Source organism: Sphingobacterium shayense (assembly GCF_013179575.1).
Classification (GTDB): domain Bacteria; phylum Bacteroidota; class Bacteroidia; order Sphingobacteriales; family Sphingobacteriaceae; genus Sphingobacterium; species Sphingobacterium shayense.
Map to the genome: position 1 here is coordinate 1 of NZ_JABMCQ010000022.1, position 19,660 is coordinate 19,660.

Annotated in this window: 15 protein-coding genes and 5 tRNA genes; 3 read left to right on the forward strand and 17 right to left on the reverse strand. The window is 39.7% G+C overall.

The window, feature by feature from the left end; genetic code table 11:
- The 15 genes from HP439_RS04635 to HP439_RS04705 all read right to left on the reverse strand — a co-directional run.
- The coding region (locus HP439_RS04635) for a reverse transcriptase domain-containing protein (protein ID WP_246229242.1) at positions 1-410 on the reverse strand (410 nt) is incomplete at its 3' end.
- A gap of 641 nt (positions 411-1,051) precedes the next feature.
- Positions 1,052-5,329 carry a DNA-directed RNA polymerase subunit beta' gene (gene rpoC / locus HP439_RS04640; RefSeq protein ID WP_172389182.1) on the reverse strand — a complete coding sequence of 1,426 codons (4,278 nt, stop codon included), beginning with the start codon at positions 5,327-5,329 and terminating at the stop codon, positions 1,052-1,054.
- Between the two features lie 74 nt (positions 5,330-5,403).
- Positions 5,404-9,213: a DNA-directed RNA polymerase subunit beta gene (rpoB, locus tag HP439_RS04645; RefSeq protein WP_172389183.1), complete on the reverse strand. Its 3,810-nt coding sequence runs from the start codon at positions 9,211-9,213 to the stop codon at positions 5,404-5,406.
- A 161-nt stretch (positions 9,214-9,374) separates the two neighbouring features.
- A complete protein-coding gene (rplL, locus tag HP439_RS04650) occupies positions 9,375-9,752 on the reverse strand; it encodes a 50S ribosomal protein L7/L12 (protein WP_172389184.1) in 378 nt (125 codons plus the stop codon).
- A 77-nt stretch (positions 9,753-9,829) separates the two neighbouring features.
- Complete coding sequence (gene rplJ, locus HP439_RS04655; protein ID WP_172389185.1) at positions 9,830-10,348, reverse strand: 50S ribosomal protein L10; 519 nt, start codon at positions 10,346-10,348, stop codon at positions 9,830-9,832.
- Positions 10,349-10,350: 2 nt separating this feature from the next.
- Positions 10,351-11,049: a 50S ribosomal protein L1 gene (rplA, locus tag HP439_RS04660; RefSeq protein WP_172389186.1), complete on the reverse strand. Its 699-nt coding sequence runs from the start codon at positions 11,047-11,049 to the stop codon at positions 10,351-10,353.
- Between the two features lie 22 nt (positions 11,050-11,071).
- A complete protein-coding gene (rplK, locus tag HP439_RS04665; RefSeq protein ID WP_172389187.1) occupies positions 11,072-11,515 on the reverse strand; it encodes a 50S ribosomal protein L11 in 444 nt (147 codons plus the stop codon).
- A gap of 283 nt (positions 11,516-11,798) precedes the next feature.
- Positions 11,799-12,344: a transcription termination/antitermination protein NusG gene (gene nusG, locus HP439_RS04670; protein WP_172389188.1), complete on the reverse strand. Its 546-nt coding sequence runs from the start codon at positions 12,342-12,344 to the stop codon at positions 11,799-11,801.
- A gap of 16 nt (positions 12,345-12,360) precedes the next feature.
- Positions 12,361-12,555 carry a preprotein translocase subunit SecE gene (secE, locus tag HP439_RS04675; RefSeq protein WP_086947737.1) on the reverse strand — a complete coding sequence of 65 codons (195 nt, stop codon included), beginning with the start codon at positions 12,553-12,555 and terminating at the stop codon, positions 12,361-12,363.
- 23 nt (positions 12,556-12,578) lie between these two features.
- Positions 12,579-12,649, reverse strand: a tRNA-Trp gene (locus HP439_RS04680).
- A 160-nt stretch (positions 12,650-12,809) separates the two neighbouring features.
- Positions 12,810-13,997, reverse strand: a complete 1,188-nt coding sequence (gene tuf, locus HP439_RS04685) for an elongation factor Tu (protein WP_172389189.1) — start codon at positions 13,995-13,997, stop codon at positions 12,810-12,812.
- A 73-nt stretch (positions 13,998-14,070) separates the two neighbouring features.
- Positions 14,071-14,142 (reverse strand) — tRNA-Thr (locus HP439_RS04690).
- A gap of 93 nt (positions 14,143-14,235) precedes the next feature.
- A tRNA-Gly gene (locus HP439_RS04695) sits at positions 14,236-14,308 on the reverse strand.
- A gap of 54 nt (positions 14,309-14,362) precedes the next feature.
- Positions 14,363-14,443 (reverse strand) — tRNA-Tyr (locus HP439_RS04700).
- A gap of 23 nt (positions 14,444-14,466) precedes the next feature.
- Positions 14,467-14,542: transfer RNA gene (locus HP439_RS04705), tRNA-Thr, on the reverse strand.
- A gap of 319 nt (positions 14,543-14,861) precedes the next feature.
- On the opposite strand from HP439_RS04705, the gene HP439_RS04710 reads away from it, so the two are divergent.
- Positions 14,862-16,022: a BamA/TamA family outer membrane protein gene (locus tag HP439_RS04710; protein WP_172389190.1), complete on the forward strand. Its 1,161-nt coding sequence runs from the start codon at positions 14,862-14,864 to the stop codon at positions 16,020-16,022.
- A gap of 188 nt (positions 16,023-16,210) precedes the next feature.
- Here HP439_RS04710 and HP439_RS04715 read toward each other — a convergent pair whose 3' ends face one another.
- Positions 16,211-16,696 carry a hypothetical protein gene (locus HP439_RS04715; RefSeq protein ID WP_172389191.1) on the reverse strand — a complete coding sequence of 162 codons (486 nt, stop codon included), beginning with the start codon at positions 16,694-16,696 and terminating at the stop codon, positions 16,211-16,213.
- Positions 16,697-16,783: 87 nt separating this feature from the next.
- Between HP439_RS04715 and HP439_RS04720 the strand changes: the two genes are divergently transcribed.
- A complete protein-coding gene (locus HP439_RS04720; RefSeq protein WP_172389192.1) occupies positions 16,784-17,632 on the forward strand; it encodes a transglutaminase-like domain-containing protein in 849 nt (282 codons plus the stop codon).
- On the opposite strand, the gene HP439_RS04725 is transcribed toward HP439_RS04720, so the two are convergent.
- Entirely contained in the window at positions 17,616-18,725 is a 1,110-nt protein-coding gene (locus HP439_RS04725) for an SMP-30/gluconolactonase/LRE family protein (RefSeq protein ID WP_172389193.1), read from the reverse strand. The genes HP439_RS04720 and HP439_RS04725 overlap by 17 nt on opposite strands.
- Positions 18,726-18,954: 229 nt before the next feature.
- Between HP439_RS04725 and HP439_RS04730 the strand changes: the two genes are divergently transcribed.
- Positions 18,955-19,617 carry an epoxyqueuosine reductase QueH gene (locus HP439_RS04730; protein WP_172389194.1) on the forward strand — a complete coding sequence of 221 codons (663 nt, stop codon included), beginning with the start codon at positions 18,955-18,957 and terminating at the stop codon, positions 19,615-19,617.
- Positions 19,618-19,660 lie beyond the last annotated feature (43 nt).

Genomic DNA, 19,660 nt, shown 5'->3' on the forward strand with positions numbered 1-19,660 from the left:
AAATCAAGCTCTACAACCCACGTGTATCCCGTGTTGAGATATTCTTGTGCTTTACGGACGGCCTGATGAGCATTCCGATGGGGTCGGAAGCCGTAGCTGTTCTCGTGAAAATCGCCCTCGTACTTTACGCTAAGCCATTGGGAGATGCTTTGCTGAATTACACGATCAATGACCGTGGGAATACCCAGCATACGCTTGCCGCCACTTGCTTTGGGAATCTCTACTTTCCGAACGGCTTGTGGGCGGTAAGTGCCACAGAGGAGATCCGATCGCAGGGTTTGCCAATGCGTGTTCAGGTAGTCACGAAGTTTATCGATCTGCATACCATCAACTCCGCTAGCGCCCCCGTTGGAGATAACACGCTTAACAGCGTGCTGAACATTTCGGATGTGTAATATCTCTTCCAGCATATTATTACTAAAAAAAAAAAATCTCAGGCATTGTGTCCACCTCGTTGCACGATTCGGCTAAGCTCCTCTTACATTCTACTATCGGTTTCCGACCTACCCTCATGTAAGTAGTTCTCTTAAGTGGTTCTGCTCTTAACGCTTCATCATAAACTTCTTGGTTCCTTTGCCATTCTAACATTCTGACCTTCCCTTGTTTGACGTAGAGAGACAAGGTAATATGTCGTATGCTGACTTCTGACTAAAGCATGATAACATTATTATTCTGCTATATGTTTCTTCGCCGGCATTCGCGCATACCTTTGACAGACTTTAGTCAGATCTCCCCAGGTAAGAACAATAACTTTCCTCTCATATATCCGCTACATTTACCATAGTGCTTCCGTACAGTTTGGGACTTTGGTTTGTTTTGCAACCTCATCCAACACTCGCGGCCTTGTATGTAGTTTCTATTCGTCGGACCGAGAGTTTGCCGCCGACTTCCTTCAGATTCCTCCTCGCAGAGGACACCCTTGTCTTAAGCTAACACTTCCCACTGTAAAGGCGTGTTCGGGACTTACACCCTAGAGTTATTGCCCATGCTGGGCACACAAAAAGGGTAGTAAAATCAATTTACTACCCTTATACAATAAATTCAAAAGATATTAATCTTCTTCTTTCGAAGCTAATAATTGATCGTACTCTTCACGAGAACCGACAATGATATTGCCATAGTTACGTAGACCAGTACCAGAAGGTATCAGGTGACCAACAATTACGTTTTCTTTTAGACCAAGTAAATTATCACGTTTACCCGCAATCGCTGCTTCGTTGAGGACTTTTGTCGTTTCCTGGAACGACGCAGCAGAAATAAATGATTTAGTCCCTAAAGATGCACGGGTAATACCTTGCAATAATGGGCTTGACGTAGCTGGAATTGCATCGCGAACTTCAACCAGTTTCAAATCTTGACGTCTTAAGCTTGAATTTTCTTCACGAAGCTTACGTAGCGTTACGATCTGCCCCGGACGAAGTTCGTTTGAATCGCCTGCTTCCACAACCACCTTCTTATCAAATAGAGAATCGTTCTCTTCAATGAAATCCCATTTGTTAGCTGCTTCCTTTTCTAAGAATCTGGTATCGCCTGGATCTTCAATATTCACTTTCTGCATCATCTGGTGAACAATGGTTTCAAAGTGCTTATCATTGATTTTTACCCCTTGTAAACGGTAAACTTCTTGAATACCATTCACGATATACTCTTGTACAGCGGCCGGACCTTTGATATTTAAAATATCCGAAGGAGAAATTGAACCATCTGACAATGGTAAACCAGCTTTTACAAAGTCATTATCCTGAACTAGAATATGTTTAGACAAAGGCACAAGATATTTCTTAATTTGTCCATCTCTAGATTCTATCGAAACTTCTCGGTTGCCTCGTTTCACTCCGCCTAAAGTCACAACACCATCGATCTCAGTCACGACAGCAGGATTAGATGGATTCCGCGCTTCAAATAATTCAGTTACTCGAGGAAGACCACCCGTGATATCACGTGTTTTACCAGTTGCACGAGGAATCTTCGCAAGGATTGTACCTTCCTTAATTTTCTGTCCATCTTGTACAGAGACGTGAGCACCGACTGGAATGTTATATGAACGTAACGTATCTCCGGTAAGGTCAGCGATCTTAATCGTAGGGTTCTTCGTTTTATCCCGTGTTTCAATAATTACTTTCTCTTTGTGACCTGTCTGCTCATCGGATTCATCACGGAAGGTCACTCCTTCAATGATTGCTTCAAACTCAATCTTACCAGGAAACTCAGAGATAATGACCGCATTATATGGATCCCAGTCTACCAATAACTTACCTTTCTCAACGGAATCCCCTTCATTAACATATAGGTTTGCCCCATAAGGGATAACCTGAGTATAAAGCACTTTCTTATCGTCGCTCACGATACGAAGCTCACCAGAACGGCCGATCGCAACTTGGTAAGGACCATTCTCTCCCTCTTTGGAAACGGTACGAACATTTTCAAACTCGATTTTACCATCGTATTTCGCGATAATTGTAGAATCAGCAGCAATGTTTGATGCAGTACCACCCACGTGGAACGTACGAAGTGTCAACTGCGTACCTGGCTCTCCTACTGACTGAGCAGCGATAACTCCAACTGCTTCTCCAAGTTGGACACGTTTACCTGAGGCTAAATTTCGTCCATAACAACATGCACAAACACCCCTTCTTGCCTCACAAGTCAATACTGAACGAATATCAACACCTTCGATTCCGGCTTCATCTATTAGGGCCGCAATTTCCTCAGTTATATCTTCGTTTGCAGCAACAATTAACTCGCCTGTTTCAGGATGAACAACATCGTTCAATGGTGTACGTCCTAAAATACGATCATATAAAGGTTCAACAATATCATCATTTTCCTTCAACGCTGTTTTATACAATCCACGCAATGTGCTACAATCCTCTTCAACAACGATCATATCTTGCGCTACGTCATGTAAACGACGTGTCAAATAACCCGCATCTGCCGTTTTTAGGGCTGTATCAGCAAGACCTTTACGAGCACCGTGAGTTGAGATAAAATACTCTAAGACAGACAAACCTTCTTTGAAGTTTGATAGAATCGGGTTTTCGATAATCTCCCCTCCTGACGTACCAGATTTTTGAGGCTTAGCCATCAATCCACGCATACCACATAACTGACGAATCTGCTCTTTGGAACCACGTGCACCGGAATCCAGCATCATATAAACTGAGTTGAATCCTTGATTATCGTTGGAAAGAATGTCCATCACATGCGTTGTCAATCTATTGTTGATACGCGTCCAAATATCAATGATTTGATTGTAACGCTCGTTATTAGTAATGAAACCCATATTGTAGTTATTCATTACTTCTTCAACTTCCTTGGTGGCTTGTTCAAGTAATTCAACTTTAGCAGCCGGAATATTCAAATCTTGCAAGTTGAACGATAAACCACCTTTAAATGCGGTTTGGAATCCTAGCTCCTTCATATCATCTAAGAATTGTGCTGCACGAGCCATACCCGTGTTTTTCACAATTTCACCAATAATATTACGCAAAGATTTCTTAGTCAACAATTCGTTGATAAAGCCCATCTCAACCGGTACGACTTGGTTAAATATCACTCTCCCAACTGTAGTATCGATAATGGTGTCAACAATTTGACCTTCTTTGTTTTTAGCTTTAGTTTTAACCTTAATAAAAGCGTGCAAATCAATCTTATTCTCATTTAAAGCAATAATAACCTCTTCAGCAGAATAAAATGTCATATTCTCTCCCCTCACAACTTTCTCTGGTGTAGATTTACGGCCTTTAGTAATATAATAAAGACCTAATACCATATCCTGTGAAGGTACAGTAACAGGAGAGCCATTCGCCGGGTTTAGAATATTGTGTGACGCAAGCATTAAAATCTGTGCTTCTAGAATTGCTGCATTACCTAATGGTAAGTGAACAGCCATCTGGTCACCGTCAAAATCGGCGTTGAATGCAGTACATACTAGTGGGTGCAACTGAATTGCTTTTCCTTCAACCAACGTCGGTTGGAAAGCCTGTATACCTAAACGGTGAAGTGTAGGCGCCCGGTTTAACAAAACTGGATGTCCTTTTAACACGTTCTCTAATATATCCCAAACAACAGGATCTTTACGATCAACAATCTTCTTAGCTGATTTTACGGTCTTAACAATACCTCTTTCGATCATCTTACGGATGATAAATGGTTTGTATAGCTCCGCCGCCATATCTTTAGGTATACCGCACTCATGCAATTTCAAATGAGGGCCAACAACAATTACAGAACGAGCTGAATAATCGACGCGTTTACCTAATAAGTTTTGACGGAAACGACCTTGTTTACCTTTTAAGATATCTGACAATGATTTCAATGCGCGATTACCTTCTGTTTTCACAGCATTGACCTTCCGAGAGTTATCAAACAACGAATCGACAGCTTCCTGAAGCATTCGTTTTTCATTACGCAATATAACCTCAGGAGCTTTGATTTCGATCAAGCGCTTCAAGCGATTATTCCGGATGATAACTCGGCGATATAAATCGTTCAAATCAGATGTTGCAAAACGACCACCATCCAACGGAACTAGTGGACGTAATTCAGGAGGAATAATTGGTACAATTTTAACAATCATCCACTCCGGTCTGTTTTCAATTCGTCCGTTGGCACCACGGAAAGCCTCAACGACATGAAGGCGTTTTAACGCTTCATTCTTACGCTGTTGCGAAGTTTCATTCGCTGCCTGGTGACGTAGATCGTATGATAATTGATCTAAATTGATACGTTTCAATAATTCTTCCATCGCCTCAGCGCCCATCTTCGCTACAAATTTTTGAGGATCTGTATCGTCAAGGTACTGATTTTCCTTTGGTAGAGTATCTAATATATCTAAATATTCCTCTTCAGTTAAGAAATCCATGAAAGAAATACCATCTTCTTCTTTAACACCTGGCTGAATAACCACGTATCTTTCATAATAGATGATCATATCTAACTTCTTTGTAGGAAGCCCTAACAAATAGCCAATCTTGTTTGGAAGAGAGCGGAAGTACCAGATATGCGCAACAGGGACAACTAAACTAATGTGCCCCATACGCTCACGGCGTACTTTCTTCTCAGTCACTTCCACACCACAACGGTCACATACAATACCTTTATAACGGATACGCTTGTACTTACCACAGTGACATTCATAGTCCTTTACAGGACCAAAAATACGCTCACAGAATAAACCATCACGTTCTGGCTTGTAGGTACGATAGTTAATCGTCTCTGGTTTTGTAACTTCACCGCTCGAGCGCTCCAAAATCGTTTCCGGAGAAGCTAAGCTAATCGTGATCGACGTAAAGTTACTTTTGATTTTATTATCTTTTTTGTAAGACATACTTTATTAAAAGTTAAAGCTGTATGTAAAAAACTTAAGAGGGATGACGAACACCCCCTTAAGCTTTCGTTGGATTAATCTAATGTGATATCTAAACCTAGACCACGTAACTCATGTACCAATACGTTAAACGATTCTGGTACAGATGGTGTTGGAAGGTTATTACCTTTAACAATGGCCTCATATGTTTTAGCACGTCCAACAACGTCATCTGATTTGACTGTTAAAATCTCTTGTAGGATATTCGACGCTCCAAATGCCTCTAATGCCCACACCTCCATCTCACCAAAACGTTGACCACCAAATTGTGCCTTACCACCTAATGGCTGTTGTGTAATCAACGAGTAAGGACCAATTGAACGTGCGTGCATTTTATCGTCCACCATGTGGCCTAATTTCAGCATGTAAATTACGCCAACTGTCGTAGGCTGATCAAAACGCTCACCGGTTAAACCGTTGTAAAGGTAAGTCCGTCCCGAAACTGGTAATTCAGCTTTTGCAATCCATTCTTCTACCTGATCCATTTCAGCACCATCGAAAATTGGAGTTGCGAATTTCATACCTAATTTCTGTCCCGCCCAACCTAAAACAGTTTCGTAAATTTGTCCAAGGTTCATACGCGAAGGTACACCCAATGGGTTTAATACGATATCAACTGGTGTTCCATCCTCAAGGAATGGCATATCTTCATCTCGTACGATACGTGCCACGATACCCTTATTACCGTGACGACCCGCCATTTTATCTCCTACTCGAAGCTTACGTTTTTTAGCTACGTATACTTTGGCCATTTGGACAATGCCCGAAGGAAGTTCATCTCCAACAGAGATTGCAAACTTATCACGTTTAAATGCACCCAACTCTTCATTAAACTTAATGTTGTAGTAGTGAAGCGATAATTTAATAAGTTCGTTCTTGTCTTCATCGGTCGTCCAGCCTGTCGGGTTGATATGAGCATAATCTAGATCTGTAAGAATCTTTTGCGTAAACTTAGCTCCTTTAGGAACAAGCAACTCTTTATACACATTATAAACACCTTGACTGGTTTTACCATTTACGATTGTAAATAATTTATCCACAAGACGTTCCTTCAACGTTCTGACAGCTTTGTCGTGTGCAATTTCTAATTTCTCAAGAGCTTTTCTCTCGACGTCTTTCGACATCTTCTTAGCACGAGAAAACAACTTGGTATCAATAACAACACCCTTCAATGAAGGAGATGCCTTTAATGACGCATCTTTTACATCGCCGGCCTTGTCACCAAAGATAGCGCGTAATAATTTCTCTTCTGGAGAAGGATCTGACTCTCCTTTCGGAGTAATTTTACCAATTAAAATATCGCCACCATTAACCTCTGCACCTACACGGATTATACCGTTTTCATCAAGATCTTTTGTCGCTTCTTCAGATACGTTAGGGATGTCAGCTGTTAATTCTTCTTCGCCACGTTTGGTATCACGAACCTCAAGTTCGAATTCTTCGATATGTAAAGAGGTGAATAAATCCTGAGATACGACACGCTCTGAAATCACGATCGCATCCTCAAAGTTATATCCTTGCCAAGGCATGAATGCCACTTTTAAATTACGACCTAAAGCTAACTCACCGTTCTCTGTAGCATAACCCTCACATAATACCTGACCCTGAGTAACTTTTTGACCTTTCACTACGATCGGTTTCAAGTTAATACATGTATTTTGATTGGTCTTTTTGAATTTAGTGAGGTGATAAGTACTAACGTCATCATCGAAAGAAACTAATCGATCGTCATCCGTGCGCTCATAACGAATTTTAATCTCGTTTGCATCTACATATTCAACAACTCCATTACGCTCTGCATTAATAAGAGTCCGTGAATCCGAAGCTACACGTCCTTCCAGACCGGTACCTACAATTGGCGCACTTGGACGCAACAAAGGAACAGCTTGCCGCTGCATGTTCGATCCCATCAACGCACGGTTGGCATCATCATGTTCCAAAAACGGAATCAACGACGCAGCAATGGACGTGATTTGGTTAGGTGCGATATCCATGTAATCCAAAAGATCCGGTTCGATAATAGGAAAATCACCTTCATATCTCGCCTTAACCTTCGGATCAAGGAAGTTCCCCTTATCGTCATATTGTGCGTTTGCTTGCGCAATAGTTTTATCATCTTCATCCTCCGCAGAAAGATAAACAACGGGCTCGTCTACGACGACCTTACCGTCTTTAACTTTACGATATGGTGTTTCGATAAATCCTAAATTATTAATCTTCGCGTGTACAGCGAGTGAAGAAATCAAACCAATATTAGGACCCTCCGGTGTTTCAATGGTACATAACCGTCCATAGTGGGTATAGTGCACGTCACGCACTTCGAAACCTGCACGCTCGCGAGAAAGTCCGCCTGGCCCTAAAGCTGACAAACGACGTTTATGCGTAATTTCCGCTAATGGATTGGTTTGATCCATAAATTGCGAAAGTTGATTTGTACCAAAGAATGAATTAATCACTGACGATAATGTACGCGCATTGATCAAGTCTGTCGGAGTGAATACCTCGTTATCACGAATATTCATACGTTCACGTATAGTACGTGCCATACGAGAAAGTCCCACACCAAATTGTGCGTAAAGCTGCTCACCTACTGTACGAACCCGACGATTCGACAAGTGGTCAATATCATCGACCTCAGCTTTAGAATTGATCAAATTGATCAAATATTTTACAATAGCAATTATATCTTGGCGCGTAAGCACTTTCGTATCGTCCGCTGTATCCAATCCCAATTTACGATTGATACGGTAACGACCTACATCACCTAGGTCATAACGTTTGTCAGAAAAGAACAAACGATCAATAATACCGCGCGCAGTTTCCTCATCAGGTGGTTCAGCATTACGCAATTGCCTGTAGATATGTTCCACCGCCTCTTTTTCGGAGTTGGACGTATCTTTTTGTAAAGTATTATATATTATCGAGTAGTCCGCATTGTTTGAAGCATCTTCTTTGGCGAGAATAATAGATTTTACCCCGGCATCGATGATCATTTCAATATGGTCTTCCTCTAATACAGTTTCACGTTCTAAGATTATTTCGTTACGGTCGATAGACACAACTTCACCGGTGTCTTCGTCTACGAAATCCTCAACCCATTTCTTTAATACCCTAGCCGCTAGACGACGACCAACGAATTTTTTAAGACCCGATTTACTTACTTTCACCTCGTCCGCAAGATCGAACAATTCTAAGATATCTTTATCAGAATCATATCCAATAGCGCGTAACAAAGTAGTAACTGGGAATTTCTTTTTACGGTCGATATACGCATACATTACGTTGTTAACGTCTGTAGCGAACTCAATCCAAGATCCTTTAAAAGGAATTACCCTTGCAGAATAAAGTTTAGTACCATTCGTATGTCTACTCTGACCGAAGAACACCCCAGGAGATCGGTGCAACTGAGAAACAATTACACGTTCCGCACCATTGATCACAAACGTACCTTTTGGTGTCATATATGGAATTGTACCTAAGTAAACATCCTGAACAATGGTTTCGAAATCTTCGTGCTCTTCATCATTACAAGACAACTTTAATTTTGCCTTCAAAGGCACGCTATAAGTTAAGCCACGCTCTATACACTCACGTATGTCATAGCGAGGTGGATCAATGAAGTAATCCAAAAACTCTAGCACAAAGATGTTTCTTGAATCAGAAATAGGGAAGTTTTCTGCGAAAACCTTGAACAGCCCTTCCTGATGGCGATTGTCAGAAGTAGTTTCTAACTGAAAAAACTCCTTGAAAGATTGTAATTGTACGCCCAAAAAGTCAGGGTAATCGATGACCTTCTTACTTGTCGCAAAATTCACTCTTTCGTTTTGAATATTATTGTTTGCCAAGGGAATAAGTATTTTAGTTTAAAAAAAACTGAGCCAATATGCTGTTTCATGTATTAATCAAATGTCAGCATCCATTTGACACATGTAATAATATAAATAGGAATAGACTCTGACAAATTATTGACAGAGTCTAAACCTTTTAGGTGCTTTAATATGTGAGATTACTTGATCTCAACAACAGCTCCAGCTTCTTCTAATTGTTTTTTCAAAGCTTCTGCTTCATCTTTAGAAACACCAGTTTTCAATTCTTTAGGAGCTCCGTCAACTAAATCTTTAGCTTCTTTCAATCCTAAACCAGCTAAATCTTTAACCAATTTAACTACTGCCAATTTCTGACCACCAGCTTCTTTCAAGATAACATCGAATGATGTTTTCTCTTCCGCAGCAGCAGTTTCGCCGCCAGCAGCTGGACCTGCAACTGCAACTGCAGCCGCAGCAGGCTCGATACCGTACTCGTCTTTTAAGATATCAGCTAATTCTTTAACTTCTTTTACTGTTAAGTTAACTAACTGTTCAGCAAGTTGTTTTAAATCTGCCATTTTATTTTGAATTTTTGAATGTACTTAAATAATAATTATTAAATAATGCACGAACTACATATTTATAGAGGAGTTCGTTAACCTCTTTCTTCTAAAGCTTTTACTAATCCAGAAATTGTATTTCCACCTGACTGAAGTGCAGAAATAACATTCTTCGCTGGAGATTGTAGCAATGCGATAATGTCAGCAACAAGTTCCTCTTTAGATTTCAAGGTCACTAATGCATTCAATTGATCATCACCAACAAAAGCTGTCTCTTGAATATAAGCTGCTTTTAAAACAGGTTTGTCACCTGATTTACGCAATTCTTTGATCAACTTAGCTGGAGCATTACCAGTTTCAGAGAACATAATGGTAGAAGCACCTTTCAGTACACTACGAAGTTCATCTGAGTCAATTCCTGCTTCGATCAATGCTTTCTCGATCAAGGTATTTTTAGCTACCTGAATCGCGATGCCACTTTCAAAACATTTACGACGAATGTTATTTACTTTCTCAACCGTCAATTCAGCAGTGTCAGTAATATAGAAATTACCGTACGATTTAATCTGTTCGGCTAAAGCTTGAACAATTTCTTGTTTTTCTTCTTTTCTCATGATTAAATTCCCGCTACTGATTTAGTTTCAACATGAATACCAGGACTCATTGTTGAAGAGATGTAAATACTCTTAAAGTATGTTCCCTTTGCTGCAGATGGCTTCAAACGAGAAAGTGTTTGTAACACCTCTAACGCGTTTTCATAGAGCTTATCTGCTGAGAAGGACACTTTACCAACTGAAGTATGGATGATTCCTGTCTTGTCGACTTTGAAGTCAATTTTACCGCCTTTGACATCTGTTACAGCTTTACCTACATCTGTAGTAACTGTACCAGTTTTAGGGTTTGGCATTAGGTTTCTAGGGCCTAAAATACGTCCCAATTTACCTACTTTTGCCATAACACTAGGCATAGTAATAATGATATCAACGTCAGTCCAACCGCCTTCAATTTTGCTGATGTAGTCATCAAGACCTACGAAGTCTGCTCCTGCAGCTTTAGCTTCTTCCTCCTTATCAGGAGTACACAATACTAAAACACGTACAGTTTTACCAGTTCCGTGAGGTAATGTTGCAATACCACGAACCATTTGATTTGCTTTACGAGGATCCACGCCTAAACGAACGTCGATATCCACAGAAGCATCAAACTTGGTTGAAGTAATCTCTTTCACTAAAGCCGAAGCTTCTTGTAAAGAGTATGCTTTACCAGCTTCAATTTTGGATAGTGCCGCTTTTTGATTTTTTGTTAATCTAGCCACTTTCTTAAACTGATTTCGTTAATTAATTTGTCCAAGGAGCATTACCTGACACGGTAATACCCATACTACGTGCTGTCCCAGCCACCATTTTCATAGCAGACTCTACAGTAAATGCGTTCAAGTCGGTCATTTTATCTTTAGCAATAACCTCAATTTGCTCCCAAGAAAGAGATGCAACTTTTTTACGGTTAGGCTCACCAGAACCACTCTTTAACTTAGCAGCATCTTTCAACTGCACAGCTACTGGAGGAGTTTTGATAATAAAATCAAATGACTTGTCACTGTAAACTGTAATGACAACAGGCAATACTTGTCCTGGTTTGTCTTGCGTACGAGCGTTGAATTGCTTACAAAAGTCCATGATATTCACCCCTTTAGCACCTAACGCAGGTCCTACCGGAGGAGATGGATTTGCAGCACCGCCCTTTACTTGTAATTTTACTAACGCACTGACTTCTTTTGCCATTTTGTTTTGAATTTAATTGTTAAATGTTTGTTAGTAAGTTGGAAGCTTTAAACGTAACATTTATTTTCGAATGCCGTGATATACGAGTACGTCACAACCAAACGAGGTGCAAAGATATATAAAATACTCCAATTACACAAGAGGCATAATGAAATATTTCATAAAGTACAACTATTAAAATTATAAACGATCAAAGAAACGAAAAAGGGATCGCATCCCTCTTCCAACTACTTATTAAAATACGTTTAAAACACAAAGATCCTCATGAAAGAGGATCTTTGTGTTATTCTTTTTCGACTTGCATGTAATTCAGCTCAAGTGGAGTCTTACGACCAAACACTTTAACCATTACAGTAAGCTTCTTTTTGTCTTCGTGAACTTCTTCTATTTCGCCAGTGAATCCATTAAACGGACCATCATTCACTTTCACAGTTTCACCCACATAAAAAGCAACGCTCATGCTCTCTCCTTGTTCTGCCATTTCATCAACCTTCCCTAATATTCGGTTGACTTCAGCCGGACGCAATGGAATAGCATTCCCCGCTTTATCTCCTAGAAAACCTATAACGCTATTCAAATTTTTAATAGCATGTTCAATCTCTCCATCTAAAGCTGCTTCAATTAGCACGTATCCGGGATAATAGTTGCGCTCTTTAGCAACCTTTTTTCCGTCTCGCATCTGATAGTACTTCTCCATTGGAATCAACACTTGAGGCACCAAATGCTGAATACCTAAGCGACTAACTTCAGCCTCTACGTATTGCTTTACTTTCTTTTCTTTTCCACTAACGGCACGAACTACATACCATTTTAACGATTGATCTGCCATAAATATAAATGATAAATTAGGAAGTAATCCCGTACAACAACTCTAACAGATTACTTGAGGCTTTATCCATTATAAAAACGAGTAACGCAATAAGTAAAGATGCCACTAAAACGACGACTGCGGAATTTTGCAACTGAGACCATGTTGGCCAAGTAACCTTTTCCGTAACCTCGAGGTAGGACTCTTTAAAAAAATCAAGAACTTTAGCCATTTCAGTTTACCTAAATTATTTTGCACGGGCACCAGGACTCGAACCCAGACCAAAGGTTTTGGAGACCTTCGTTCTACCTTTAAACTATGCCCGTGTAAATTTGTTTTACTGCTGCAAATATAGCGTTTAGCTGGTATTAGAGCAAATATTATTTGTTTTTTTTTATATTTTTTGAAACTACTATCGTTAAGAAAAAACAAGCTAATCAGCATCAGCCGATTAGCTTGTTTCTATAGTAGTTTAATCAAAAAAGATTACGCTGTAATTTCAGTTACCTGACCAGCACCAACAGTTCTACCACCTTCACGGATAGCGAAACGTAAACCTTTTTCCATCGCGATCGCATTGATCAATTTAACGGAAATAGTAACGTTATCACCTGGCATAACCATTTCAGTACCTTCTGGTAAAGAGATTTCTCCTGTTACGTCTGTCGTACGGAAGTAGAACTGAGGACGGTATTTGTTGAAGAATGGAGTGTGACGACCACCTTCAGCTTTTGACAATACATAAACCTCAGCTTTGAAGTCCGTGTGAGGAGTTACACTACCTGGTTTACAAATAACCATACCACGACGGATATCAGTTTTTTCAATACCACGTAATAATAAACCTACGTTATCACCCGCTTCACCGTAATCTAATATTTTACGGAACATCTCAACACCTGTGACTGTAGATTTTAAGTTCTCAGCACCCATACCTAAGATTTCAACTGGATCCCCAGAATTGATTACACCTCTTTCGATACGTCCAGTTGCAACTGTACCACGACCAGTGATCGAAAATACATCTTCAATAGGCATTAAGAATGGTAACTCAGTCAGACGTGGAGGAATTGGAATGTAGTTATCTACAGCATCCATTAATTCCATGATTTTGTCTACCCATTCAGGCTCACCGTTCAAAGCACCTAGCGCAGATCCTTTAACTACAGGAATATCATCACCTGGGAATTCGTAGAATGATAATAATTCACGAACTTCCATTTCAACTAAGTCAAGCAATTCGGCATCATCCACCAAGTCAGTTTTGTTCATGAAAACAACTAGTGCAGGTACACCTACCTGGCGAGCTAATAGAATGTGCTCACGAGTTTGAGGCATTGGACCGTCAGTAGCCGCAACTACGATGATCGCACCATCCATCTGTGCAGCACCAGTTACCATGTTTTTCACGTAATCGGCGTGACCTGGACAGTCAACGTGCGCATAGTGACGGTTAGCTGTTGAATACTCAACGTGTGAGGTATTGATTGTAATACCACGCTCTTTTTCTTCAGGAGCAGAGTCAATTGAATCAAATGAACGAGCTTCTGACAAACCTTTATCAGCTAATACCTTTGTGATAGCAGCTGTAGTAGTTGTTTTACCGTGGTCAACGTGACCGATCGTACCAATGTTTAAGTGGGGCTTACTACGGTCAAATTTCTCTTTTGCCATGTTTATGCGAATTAGTAATTATAAAATATTTCTTATTTGTTCTTTTACAAAAGTAAAAACTTTTTTCAATACGAGCCAAAGATGGGATTTGAACCCACGACCTCTTCCTTACCAAGGAAGTGCTCTACCCCTGAGCTACTTCGGCTTTTCTAAAAGCTTATTTACAGATAAATGCCCCCACCTTATTTTGAATATATTAACCAAAAAAGACAGAGACTTAATCTATTGTTAAAAATTGAGCGGAAGACGGGTCTCGAACCCGCAACCTATAGCTTGGAAGGCTATCGCTCTACCAATTGAGCTACTTCCGCTTTTTGCTACTCCCTCACCTTAATACTAGATGAGGGTAGGTAACAGTTTTAGTGTGGAGGGAGAAGGATTCGAACCTTCGAAGCCGAAGCAACGGATTTACAGTCCGTCCCATTTGACCGCTCTGGAACCCCTCCAGACCTGCAAATAAATTTGCATTTGGAGCCTCTTATCGGGATCGAACCAATGACCTACTGATTACAAGTCAGTTGCTCTACCAGCTGAGCTAAAGAGGCGTGTTTTATCAAAAACTTAAAAAAAACTCTCTTAAAGAACTTCTGTCGTTTTTCAGACAGCGAGTGCAAAAATCCAATTTACTTTTGATATTTGCAAGTTTTTTGAAAACTTTTTTTTACGTTGTTAAAGAACTCTTTCTTCATCGTTATCGAACTGTGTAACACTGTTTGATTTTGATGATGCAAAGATAGTGACAATGACGAAACTTCAAAAACATTTCGTAAAAAAATATCGTCTTTTTCACCATATACTTGATATGCAAGGAAATAATTTACATATTGCGCCGCCTTTTTAAAGCAATAAAAAGATTAAAAATTAATGAGACTTCGTATCAACGCATACCATAGCATATTACCGCTCCTTTTTTCAGCGGTATTTTTAACAAAAAACATCCACGCTCAAGAACAGAATCTTATTAAGAAAACGTTCGATAAGTTGTTTTCTTCTCAGAAAGATTCCACTCGAAGTGCTAGCCTTATGGTATTACCCGCTGTGGGATACGCGCAAGAGTCCGGATTCGAGTACGGCATCGCTGGAACATACAATTTCTATTTGGATAAGTTAGATCCGGAAAGCAGAACATCAAACATAACGCTAATCGGAACTTTGACAACCAAAAATCAAAAAAACATCAAGCTCTTAAGTGATATATGGACCAAAGAAAACAGGTACCATATACTCTCAGAACTACGATATCGAGATTGGCCATTCAATTTTTACGGCCTAGGCTCTGACACCTGGATTGCAGATGAAGATTTCCTAGAGCAAAAGCTAGTCCGTGCGAAATTCGATATAGAAAAAAACATTGCCAAGAATCTTTATATCGGGATAAATACGACATATGAATATTTTAAATTTCGAGACCGAGAGTTGGGAGGTATTTTCGATCAGCCAGAAGTGTTAGGTAAAGACGGGGGACAATATATCGCTGTAGGAGCGTCCTCTCTCTATGACAACCGGAACAACACAACATACACAACAAAAGGTCTATATGCTCGTGTGAAATATGCTTATGCGCCGAATTTCTGGGGAGATGATAATTTTTCCGGCAATCTTATCGAAACCGATTTACGAGGCTTTCAACCGCTTTCAAAACAATTGACGGTGGCCGGTCAGATTCTTTACAGGGGAACTTACGGCAATAACGCTCCATTTTACACATTCCGTGACCTTGGCGGAGATATGACCATGCGGGGATATTATTCAGGTAGGTACAAAGACAGGAACTATATTACAGCTCAAGCAGAGATACGGTATCGTTTTATGCCTCGATTCGGTGTCGTCGGTTTTGCAGGAACCGGTAGCACCTTTTCAAAGGAGCATAACGTTCGGCTAGTACCTAGCTATGGTGGTGGAATTCGCTACTTTTTCAGCCTAGAACATAATAGCACAATACGTTTCGATTATGCGTTCGGCGAGAAGCGCCCTGGAGAAAAAAGACAATCAGGCTTTTACTTAAGTATAAGCGAAGCTTTTTAGACAAAGACAAACTGATCCAACACTTTGGTCTTGAAATCCCAAAAGGCATTATTAAAAAAAGTCAACAATATATTCTGAGAACAAACTTCAGAAAACCGAAGGTTTACTCATCAATGCTTGCCAGCCAATGGGAAACGGAAGAGAGGTTAATAGTTGTTAAGAAACAAAGTGTTAGGCATCCTTATATTTCAACGATTTCTACGCCAATAAGGAAAGCGTAACTTAAAATTTTCTTTATGTTGTTCGTCTCGTTTAAGAACTATACCAAAATGGAATAAATCAATTGAGACTACAATAGATTCACTTTCTATCAGCTTATTCCATTTCCTTACATCTAGATAAGGCTCTTGAATAATTAGTAGCTGCCCGTGGTCAACACGCTCAATTAAATCCTCAACTCTATCTTTAGCTAGGTCTGCCCAATAAGCTTCTGCTTCTACCCTTCCCTTATCGCTAAGCTTATCGATACCTAAATATTTTAAAATATCCTCCACCAACCAAAAATAGTTAGGTTTTTTCTTCCATTCGCAACGGATCGAAACAATCGTCTTGCTCCTAATCAACTCACTCGAATAGATAACGTCGCTTGCAATATTATAAACAAACGGAGAATGAGTTCCATGTCGGCTATTGGAGCAGAGAAAATGTCGAACTAATGCGAGGAAATACAACATAAAACAAAAATACGCTTTTCCATATTTAGCCCGCCCCAATAAAGATGGTTAACTCAACTTTTCTAAAAAATTTCGTAATTTCGAGTAATGAACGAGCAGGAATTAAAAGCACTTATCTCTCTTTTGGACGATCCCGATAACGAAATATATCAGGAACTGGAAGAAAAACTGATCACATGTGGCCCAGATGTGATCCCTTTACTTGAACATTCATGGGAGACTTCATTTGATATTTTATTACAAGGACGCGTCGAACAAATCATACACAAAATTCAGTTTAATGAAGTAAAAACAGATCTTCAACTATGGAAAATCAGTAATCAGGAGGACTTGCTAGAAGGATTACTAATCATCAACCGATATCAATATCCAAATTTAGCAGACGAAGAAATCCACACAAAGTTAGCAGAACTTAGACGAGACGCATGGTATTACCTAATGTATGAAATGAGTCCTATTGAAAAGATAAAGTTATTAAACAATGTACTTTTCCAAGAATTTGGGCTTTCTGGTAATGCATCAGATTACCACGCGCCACAAAACTCATTCATTAACAAAGTCCTCGAAACAAAAAAGGGTAATCCGATTTCCTTAGCCTGTATTTATAGCTTGGTTGCGCAACGACTCGATATCCCGGTATATGGAGTAAACCTTCCAAAACATTTTGTTTTAGCTTATATGAAAGAAGACGCCCCGGACGAGGTGCTTTTTTACATAAATGTTTTTAACCGAGGACAGATTATGCGGGAAAGCGATCTCATATCTTTCCTTCATCAATTAAACTTGCCCGCAAGCGATGAATTCATAAAACCCTGCGACAATCTATCGATCATTAAACGGGTACTACGAAATTTAATCTCAGCTTATAACCATATCGATAACATTGAAAAACGTGATGACGTACAGCTCCTATTAGATCTTATTGAGGCAACGTAGAATCATCACGCGTATCTAAAGCCAAGCCTACGGGAATTTGATCTCCTGTAGAAAGCTCCTTATCCGGCTCTACGTTACCGTTATCTGATATTTTAAATCGGAACACTTTCTTTGCACCCCTGTCTGCAACGTATAAATAAACGCCGGTTTCTCGAGTGTCAACAGCGACATCTACAGGTTGGGTGAGTCCAGTGGCTACACCAGTGATCACGCGGGAAGGATTAATTGTAGCATCCCCTCCATCGCTTATAGTATTTGTAAAATTATCAAACACTAAGACACGCCCAGTACCTTCCGTTTGACCGTCTGCAAAATCCGTTATCGCTAAAACGTTCTTTACGGAGTCGAAAAACAATCCGCGCAAATTGGTTGCGTCTGTTATAGATAATGTCCGATCTGGCCGAATTGTAGCCGTAGAATCAACTGATGAAACTCCAATTGTGCTCAGACCTTTAAAGACATAAATACCACTACCTGCCCCAATATTCGAAGTAAAAAGTCGATCTTCCGCGCTATTGTATGCGGCTCCCCACATACTAAAACCAGGCGTATATAATTTTTTATAGGGAACGGTTTGATCTTGACTTCTAGCTTTGGGTCTATCTACAACGTAAATTCCAGGAGTCGCACTGGTCGAATTAACAATATACATTTCATCATAACCCCTGTTATAAGCAAGACCACGCACATTGGAAAGCAATCGATGACGTATCTTACCCCTATTCGATAAAACCCCGGTCTTTTCCCCGACATCCATTATATAGACCCCTGTATCGACAATCCCTGGTAAGTTCCCACTTGCTTGAAACAAGCCTTTTAAGAAAGGGTTAAAATAAATAACACCCCCTCCTTTTGCTTCGGATACAGTTCCTAATGAATACCGAAACTCAGACGAATCCGCGGGATAAATCACTCGAACATTAGTATCGGCAACGCCAGCGTTAGAGCTGTTATACGCTTCGAAAGACACATATAATCTAGAAAATTTTTTAGTTTCTAAATTAGGTTCCGAATCATCCATTTCGCAGGCGTAGAAACCAGTCAATAATACAATTGAAGCAAACACCTTATACATATTGTCAATCTTGAACATAATCTTTGTCTTGTGTTACAAAAGTAATAAATTAAACGAGCTAAATTATAATCCAGATACAACGCTCGCATTAAATTTGTTAAATCATACAAATTGCGTAAAATTGTAGAAGAAATAGAATTGTCGAGAGTATATCTAGCATATATATGAAGTAAAAACATATATTTTTGAATGCTATTTAAAAGCGACATTATCGAGCTTTTAAATTTTATCTCCTTCTTAGATTATTATGGAAAATACGGAATTTCAAAGAGAAAAATTAGAGTTACCCAATCATGGAAAAAAACTTTTATTACATTCATGTTGCGCTCCTTGTGCAGGAGAGGTCATGGAAGCACTAATCGCGTCAGATATTGAATTTACGATCTATTTTTATAATCCAAATATCCATCCGCGAAAAGAATACGATTTAAGAAAAGAAGAAAACATTCGATTTGCGGAGAAGCATAATATCCCCTTCGTCGATGCTGATTACGATGTTGATCATTGGTTTGAATTAGCTAAAGGCATGGAAAATGAACCAGAACGCGGAAGTCGATGCACTATGTGCTTTGATATGCGGTTTGAAAAAACAGCTGAATATGCCGCTAAAAATGGTTTCGATGTAATATCCAGTTCGCTCGGTATTTCTCGGTGGAAAAACATGAACCAAATTAACGACGCGGGTCTCCGTGCGTCATCACGTTATCCCAACATGGAATACTGGACCTTTAACTGGCGTAAAAAAGGTGGGTCTGCACGAATGTTAGAAATCAGCAAAAAAGAGCGCTTTTATATGCAAGAATATTGCGGATGTGCTTATTCTTTACGTGACACTAATCGCTGGCGAATGGCGAACGGTAGAGAAAAGATAGAACTAGGAAAATATTACTATGGAGACGAACAAGAATAAATTTACAAAAAGTTTCCTTTTTACTGAAATAATAATTAATTTT